Consider the following 6,924-nt stretch of genomic DNA (forward strand, 5'->3'; position numbering starts at 1 on the left):
GGCGGATGGTGCCGAAGAGGCGGTTGCGACTACGCTTGCCGACATGGCTAACAAGACGGCCGCCCGCTCGAAAACCCGAACAAACAGGTCAAAGGCCACTCCGCGGGCCGGGGCGCGGAAAGCGCGGCCGGCCCCCCCGCGCCGGAAGGCCGGCAGGCCCGTCAGCCGGCGCAGGCGGTCGCTGCTGGTGGCGACCGGCCTGACCTGCGCTCGCGGCGCGCGCGCCGCCTGGCTGATGGCGGCCCGCGGAACCGGGGGAGCCGCCCGCTCGATCGGGCGCGCGCACGACATCGACCCCGGGCATCGCCGCGACGGGATCGCGCTCGCGCTGCTCGGCGTCTCGGTGATCGTCGCCGCGAGCTCCTGGTTTCACGCCGCCCGGCCGGTCGGCGCGTGGGTCGACACCGTGCTGCGGACGTTCATCGGCGCCGGGGTGCTGGCGCTGCCCCTGGTCGCAGCCGGGATCGCGGTGGCGTTGATGCGCACCGAGCCCGATCCCGACGCCCGGCCCCGCCTGATCCTGGGCGCCAGCCTGGTGGCGCTGTCCGTGCTGGGGCTGCGCCACCTGTGGTCCGGCTCGCCCGAGGACCCCGAGGCGCGGCGCCGCGCCGCGGGTTTCGTCGGGTTCGCGATCGGTGGGCCGCTGTCCGACGGGCTGACCCCGTGGATCGCGGCTCCGCTGCTGTTCATCGGCTTCATGTTCGGCCTGCTGTTGCTGACCGGCACCACGATCCGCGAGGTGCCCGACGTCGTGCGTTCCATGTTCGGCACCCGGCTGTTCGGGCAGGATGACGACTACCACGACGAGGCCTACGACTTCGCCGGTGACGACGCGGACACCGAGGAGGTCGAGGGCGTCAGGACCCCCGCAGAGGACTTCTCCGACGGCTACTACGACGCGGCCGTCGACGACCAACCGGCCGCCTGGCCCTCGCAGTCCGACGCCCCACTGGTCGACGACCTGCCCACGGTCCCCGAGCCCAAGCGCCGCCGCTCGTCGCGCAAGAGCGAACCACCGCTCGACCGCGTCGTCGAGGGCCCGTACACCCTGCCGCCGCTGAGCCTGCTGGTGGCCGGCGACCCACCCAAGAAGCGCAGCGCCGCCAACACCGTCATGGCCGACGCCATCAGCGAGGTGCTCAACCAGTTCAAGGTCGACGCCGCCGTCACCGGCTGCACCCGCGGGCCGACCGTCACCCGCTACGAGGTGGAGCTGGGGCCCGGGGTCAAGGTGGAAAAGATCACCGCGCTGCAGAAGAACATCGCCTATGCGGTGGCCACCGAGAGCGTCCGCATGCTGGCGCCCATCCCCGGCAAGTCGGCCGTGGGCATCGAGGTGCCCAACACCGACCGCGAGATGGTGCGGCTGGCCGACGTGCTGACCGCGCCCACCACGCGTCGCGACCACCACCCGCTGGTCATCGGCCTGGGCAAGGACATCGAGGGCGACTTCATCTCGGCCAACCTGGCGAAGATGCCCCACCTGCTGGTCGCGGGCTCCACCGGCTCCGGCAAGTCCAGCTTCGTCAACTCCATGCTGGTGTCGCTGCTCACGCGCGCCACCCCGGAGGAGGTCAGGATGATCCTGATCGACCCGAAGATGGTGGAACTCACGCCGTACGAAGGCATTCCGCACCTCATCACCCCGATCATCACCCAGCCGAAGAAGGCGGCGGCCGCGCTGGCGTGGCTCGTCGAGGAGATGGAGCAGCGCTACCAGGACATGCAGGCCTCGCGGGTGCGCCACATCGACGACTTCAACGACAAGGTGCGCTCGGGGGCCATCACCGCGCCGCTGGGCAGCCAGCGCGAGTACCGGCCCTACCCGTACGTCGTCGCGATCGTCGACGAGCTGGCCGACCTGATGATGACCGCGCCGCGCGACGTCGAGGACGCGATCGTGCGGATCACCCAGAAGGCCCGCGCCGCGGGCATTCACCTGGTGCTGGCCACCCAGCGCCCGTCGGTGGACGTCGTGACCGGACTGATCAAGACGAACGTGCCCTCCCGGCTGGCGTTCGCCACGTCGTCGCTCACCGACAGCCGCGTCATCCTGGACCAGGCCGGCGCCGAGAAGCTGATCGGCATGGGCGACGGGCTGTTCCTGCCGATGGGCGCCAGCAAGCCGATCCGGCTGCAGGGCGCCTACATCACCGACGAGGAGATCCAGGCCGTCGTCGCCGCCTGCAAGGACCAGGCCGAGCCCGAGTACACCGAGGGCGTCACCACCGCCAAGCCCACCGGTGAGCGCGCCGACGTCGACCCCGACATCGGCGACGACATGGATGTGTTCCTGCAGGCCGTGGAGCTGGTGGTGTCGAGCCAGTTCGGCTCCACCTCGATGCTGCAGCGCAAGCTGCGGGTCGGGTTCGCCAAGGCCGGCCGGCTGATGGACCTGATGGAAACCCGCGGCATCGTGGGGCCGAGCGAGGGCTCCAAGGCGCGCGAGGTGCTCGTCAAGCCCGACGAGCTGGCCGGGACGCTGGCGCTGATCCGCGGCGGCAGCGACGCCGACGGCGGCGAGCCCGAATAGCGTCCGCCGTCATCGACTAGAGCACCAGCAGCATCCGGGAGTTTCCCAGGATGTTGGGCTTCACGTAGCTCAGGTCGAGGAACTCGGCCACGCCGAGGTCGTAGGAGCGGCACATCTCCTCGAACACCTCGGCGGTGACCGGCGTGCCCTCGATCTCGGTGAACCCGTGCCGGGCGAAGAACTCGGTCTCGAAGGTCAGCACGAACAGCCGCTCCAGCTGCAGTTCGCGGGCCACCTCCAGGAGCCGGTTGACGATCGCGTGCCCGATGCCGCGGCCCGTCATCGCCGGATCGACGGCGACGGTGCGGATCTCGCCGAGGTCCGACCACAGCACGTGCAGCGCTCCGCAGCCGACCACCTTGCCGTCAAACTCGGCCACCCAGAACTCCTGCACGGCCTCGTAGAGCGTCACGAGGTTCTTTTCCAGCAGGATCTTTCCCGCGTAGGTGTCGACGAGCTGCTTGATCGCCGGCACGTCGGACGTTCGCGCGCGGCGGACCACCGGTGGGCTTTCGGTCACGGGTAACAGTATCGGCGTCGTCGCCGGCGAGGGAACGGCCGTGCTGGTCAACCGTTATTCTGATGCCGTGTCGGGTCAGCCGCAGACGGGTCCGCTAACGGGACCGACAGGGCGCGCCCGCATCGCCAATCTCGCCAATGCCCTGACGCTGTCCAGGCTGGTGCTGGTTCCGATCTTCCTGCTCGCGCTGTTTGCGAGCGACGGCCACCAAACCGCCTTTCGCGTCCTGGCTTTCGTAATCTTCACGGTCGCGGTGATCACCGACCGGCTGGACGGCCTGCTCGCCCGCAATTACGGCATGGCCACCGAGTTCGGCGCGTTCGTCGACCCGATCGCCGACAAGACGCTGATCGGCTCGGCGCTGATCGGGCTGTCGATGCTCGGCGAGCTGCCGTGGTGGGTCACGGTGGTGATCATGGCCCGCGAGGTGGGCGTGACCCTGTTGCGCCTGGCCGTCATCCGCCGCGGGGTCATCCCCGCCAGTTGGGGCGGCAAGCTCAAGACGGTGGTGCAGGCCTCCGCGATCGGGCTGTTCATCCTGCACCCCACCGGGCCGTTTCTGGTGGCGGCGTCGGTGGTCATGGGCGCCGCGATCGTGCTGACGGTCGTCACCGGCATCGACTACGTGGCCTCGACGGTCAGGGAAGTGCGCCGCACGGCGCGCGGCTGAGCCGAAATCCGCCGAATTGCCCCGGCCGATCGGGAACCAACCTGGGGCCACCGGCGTTCAACCCGTGTAGGCCTTGGGCGAATTCGAATCATCACGTGCTGAGCAGGGCCGACGGGACGAAGGAGAGCGGGATGGCGCCATTGGTGCGCGAGGTGATCGGCGACGTGCTGCGCCGGGCGCGGGTGTCGCAGGGCCGGACGCTGCGCGAGATTTCCGATTCGGCGCGGGTGAGCCTCGGGTACCTCTCCGAGGTCGAGCGGGGCCGCAAGGAGCCGTCCAGCGAGTTGCTCAACGCGATCTGCGACGCGCTCGAGGTCCCGCTGTCGTCGGTCCTCACCGACGCCGGCGAACGGATGGCCGACGAGGAGCGCGCGGCCCAGACCGCGCGGACCGGCGGTGCCAGCATCGACGTCAGCACGAAGGTCGTCATCCCGCCCGTTGCCCCTCTCGCGGTGGCCTGAGCACGCGGCCGATCGGCCGTAGGGGTGGGGCGATCGGCGCCGACCCGATAAATTGAGCGACAGGGCGCTAGTCCGGCATACACACAAGCGAAGGCGGAGCTAAGTCATGGCCAATCCGTTCGTCAAGGCGTGGAAGTACCTGATGGCGCTGTTCAACTCGAAGATCGACGAGCACGCCGACCCCAAGGTGCAGATCCAGCAGGCCATCGAGGAGGCGCAGCGCACCCACCAGGCGCTGACCCAGCAGGCCGCTCAGGTCATCGGCAACCAGCGCCAGCTGGAGATGCGGCTCAACCGGCAACTGGCCGACATCGAGAAGCTCCAGGTCAACGTCCGTCAGGCGCTGACGCTGGCCGACCAGGCCACCGCCGCCGGGGACGCCGCCAAGGCCACCGAATACAACAACGCCGCCGAGGCGTTCGCCGCGCAGCTGGTGACGGCCGAGCAGGGCGTCGAGGACCTCAAGGCGCTGCACGACCAGGCCCTGCAGGCGGCCGCGCAGGCCAAGAAGGCGGTCGAGCAAAACGCGATGGTGTTGCAGCAGAAGATCGCCGAGCGCACCAAGCTTCTCAGCCAGCTCGAGCAGGCCAAGATGCAGGAGCAGGTCAGCGCCTCGCTGCGGTCGATGAGCGAGATCGCCGCGCCGGGCAACACGCCCAGCCTCGACGAGGTGCGCGACAAGATCGAGCGCCGCTACGCCAACGCGGTCGGCGCGGCCGAGCTCGCGCAGGGCTCGGTGCAGGGCCGCATGCTGGAGGTGCAGCAGGCCAGCGTGCAGATGGCCGGTCATTCCCGGCTCGAGCAGATCCGCGCCTCGATGCGGGGCGAGGCCCTGCCGGCCGGTGGCACACCCGCCGCGGGGGCCAGCCCGGCGCCCGCCGAGCCCGCCGGCGGCGCGATCACCGAAAAGCCTTACGGCCAGTAGCAAGACGACCTTCCCATGGCGGTCAAGTCGACGCAGCGCGGGCTCTTTCGCGCGGTGCTGCAGCGGGGGTTGGACACCGCGGCCGACGTTTTCGACGTGGTGGCCGCGCGGGTCAGTGCCGCCGCGGACCCGCGGGCGCGGCTGCTGCGGCGCCGCCGCCGCGCCCTGCGCTGGGGCCTCATCTTCGGCGCCGGGTGCGTGTTCTGGGCGGCTGTGACGATCCTGCTGGCCGCGTGGGGCTGGTTCGCGTTGCTGCTCGAGATCACCGGCGCGGTCGCCGTCCTGATGGCGATCCCCGCCACGCTCCTGCTCATCCGCTACCGCTGGTTGCGCTCCGAGCCGCTGCCGGCGCAGCGGCCCGCCGGCACTCGCCGGCTGCCGCCGCCCGGTTCCGCGGCCCGGCCCTCGATGTACGCGCTGGGGGCCTCCGAGCGCGGCTTCGTCTCGCTGCTGGGGGTGATCGAGCGGGGCTCGATGCTGCCGGCCGACGAGATCCGTGACCTGTCGGCGGCTGCCACCAAGAGCTCGGCCGCCATGGCGGCCACCGCCGCCGAGGTGGTGTCGATGGAGCGCGCGGCGCAGTCAAGTGAGTCGTCGCGGTCGTACCTGGTTCCCACGATCAACGCGTTCACCGCGCAGCTGAGCGCCGGCGTTCGTCAGTACAACGAGATGGTCACCGCCGCAGCGCAATTGGTGTCGTCGGCCAGCGGTGACGGCCTGACGGCCTCCCAGCAGCGCTACCGCGCGGACCTGGTGGGGGCCACCGACCGCCTGCTGGGCTGGGCGCAGGCGTTCGACGAGCTAGGCGGGCTGCCGAAAACCGGCTAAGGCGTGCTCAGTTGTCGAAGACCAACGTCCCGTCACCGCCGTACAAGAGGTAGATCGGCCTCTGCGAGTACGGAAAGTTCCCGGTGTTGAACCCGTCTTGGGGGGTCACGATGGTAGGGGCGTCGAAACCCGTACCGACTGTCTGCGAATACAGTAACGTCTGCCCGTCGCCGGTGTAGACCGAGATGACATCTCCCGCCGGCACCGGTACGCCGACCTGGCCGGTGTTGTCCGGCACGAAATCATTGGGAATGAATCCGTTCACGCCGCCGGAATCGATCGTCGCGCCGGTGAATGACCCGGCGATGGTTGTCCCGTTGCCCGTGACCTTCACCACCAGGTTGGCGAGCGGCGCGCCGGGAACCGAGGCGATGGGAGTGAATGGGTTGGCGCCGAACTCCAGCTCGCCGGCGGGTTCGTCGATGAGCACGCCCTGAGCCAGGGTGCCGGGGAGCGTCGGCACGGGTCCGGCGGACAGCGGACCCCCGGCGTTCACCCCGATCCCCAGGATGTTGGGTATGTCCGACAGGGGAATTGCGTGACCGTTCAGGTCCGTCGCTGACGTGACAACACCGACCGTCGTGGGCGCGGTGATTATTCCCTTGCCGAAACTCACCGTCGTCGAATACGTCGTGTAGTCGAGGGTGATCTCCTCGACGCTGCTGCCGTATGAGGCGGTTCCCGTTCCGGTGGGCGCGCCGAGAGTCGAGCCGACGACGTTCTGTGGTGTCACGATGATGCCAACCGATCCGGTGTCGACCAGCACGGGCGCACTCGCTCCGCCGCCGATGGAGATGTCGACCTCCAGTTGATGGTTCTGGTCGAGCCGCATCGGGACGGCGGCCGGACCGCCGGCGGACCCGTCGGCGCCGTGCCGGCCGAACAGGCCGCCCGCGCCGCCGGGGCCGCCCGCGCCGTCGACTCCGCCGGTGCCCCCGGTGCCGCCGACCCCGTAGAGCCAGCCGCCGTGGCCGCCGGCCCCGCCGG

Annotated in this window: 7 protein-coding genes; 5 read left to right on the top strand and 2 right to left on the bottom strand. The window is 70.1% G+C overall.

The genetic code is table 11. The features are described 5' to 3' along the window. Positions 1–43 precede the first annotated feature (43 nt). Positions 44–2,533, top strand: a complete 2,490-nt coding sequence (locus GPY60_RS20940; RefSeq protein ID WP_156689612.1) for an FtsK/SpoIIIE family DNA translocase — start codon at positions 44–46, stop codon at positions 2,531–2,533. 16 nt (positions 2,534–2,549) lie between these two features. Here the strand turns inward: GPY60_RS20940 and GPY60_RS20945 are convergent, their stop codons facing one another. Beyond that, entirely contained in the window at positions 2,550–3,065 is a 516-nt protein-coding gene (locus GPY60_RS20945; protein ID WP_156689624.1) for an amino-acid N-acetyltransferase, read from the bottom strand. A gap of 55 nt (positions 3,066–3,120) precedes the next feature. Here GPY60_RS20945 and pgsA point away from each other — a divergent pair, with 55 nt between their 5' ends. The 4 genes from pgsA (at position 3,121) to pspM (ending at position 5,937) form a co-directional block, all read left to right on the top strand. Next, complete coding sequence (gene pgsA / locus GPY60_RS20950; RefSeq protein WP_156689613.1) at positions 3,121–3,723, top strand: CDP-diacylglycerol--glycerol-3-phosphate 3-phosphatidyltransferase; 603 nt, start codon at positions 3,121–3,123, stop codon at positions 3,721–3,723. A gap of 131 nt (positions 3,724–3,854) precedes the next feature. Then, positions 3,855–4,184 carry a transcriptional regulator ClgR gene (gene clgR, locus GPY60_RS20955; RefSeq protein ID WP_156689614.1) on the top strand — a complete coding sequence of 110 codons (330 nt, stop codon included), beginning with the start codon at positions 3,855–3,857 and terminating at the stop codon, positions 4,182–4,184. Between the two features lie 106 nt (positions 4,185–4,290). Next, the gene (pspA, locus tag GPY60_RS20960; protein ID WP_156689615.1) at positions 4,291–5,109 is read left to right on the top strand and encodes a phage shock protein PspA; all 819 of its coding nucleotides are present in this window, start codon (positions 4,291–4,293) and stop codon (positions 5,107–5,109) included. Positions 5,110–5,124: 15 nt separating this feature from the next. Next, a complete protein-coding gene (pspM, locus tag GPY60_RS20965; protein ID WP_156689616.1) occupies positions 5,125–5,937 on the top strand; it encodes a phage shock envelope stress response protein PspM in 813 nt (270 codons plus the stop codon). Between the two features lie 7 nt (positions 5,938–5,944). On the opposite strand, the gene GPY60_RS26710 is transcribed toward pspM, so the two are convergent. Continuing rightward, the coding region (locus tag GPY60_RS26710; protein WP_197283773.1) for a PecA family PE domain-processing aspartic protease at positions 5,945–6,924 on the bottom strand (980 nt) is incomplete at its 5' end.

Origin of the sequence: Mycobacterium sp. Marseille-P9652 (assembly GCF_902652685.1) — a bacterium.
Lineage (GTDB): Bacteria > Actinomycetota > Actinomycetes > Mycobacteriales > Mycobacteriaceae > Mycobacterium.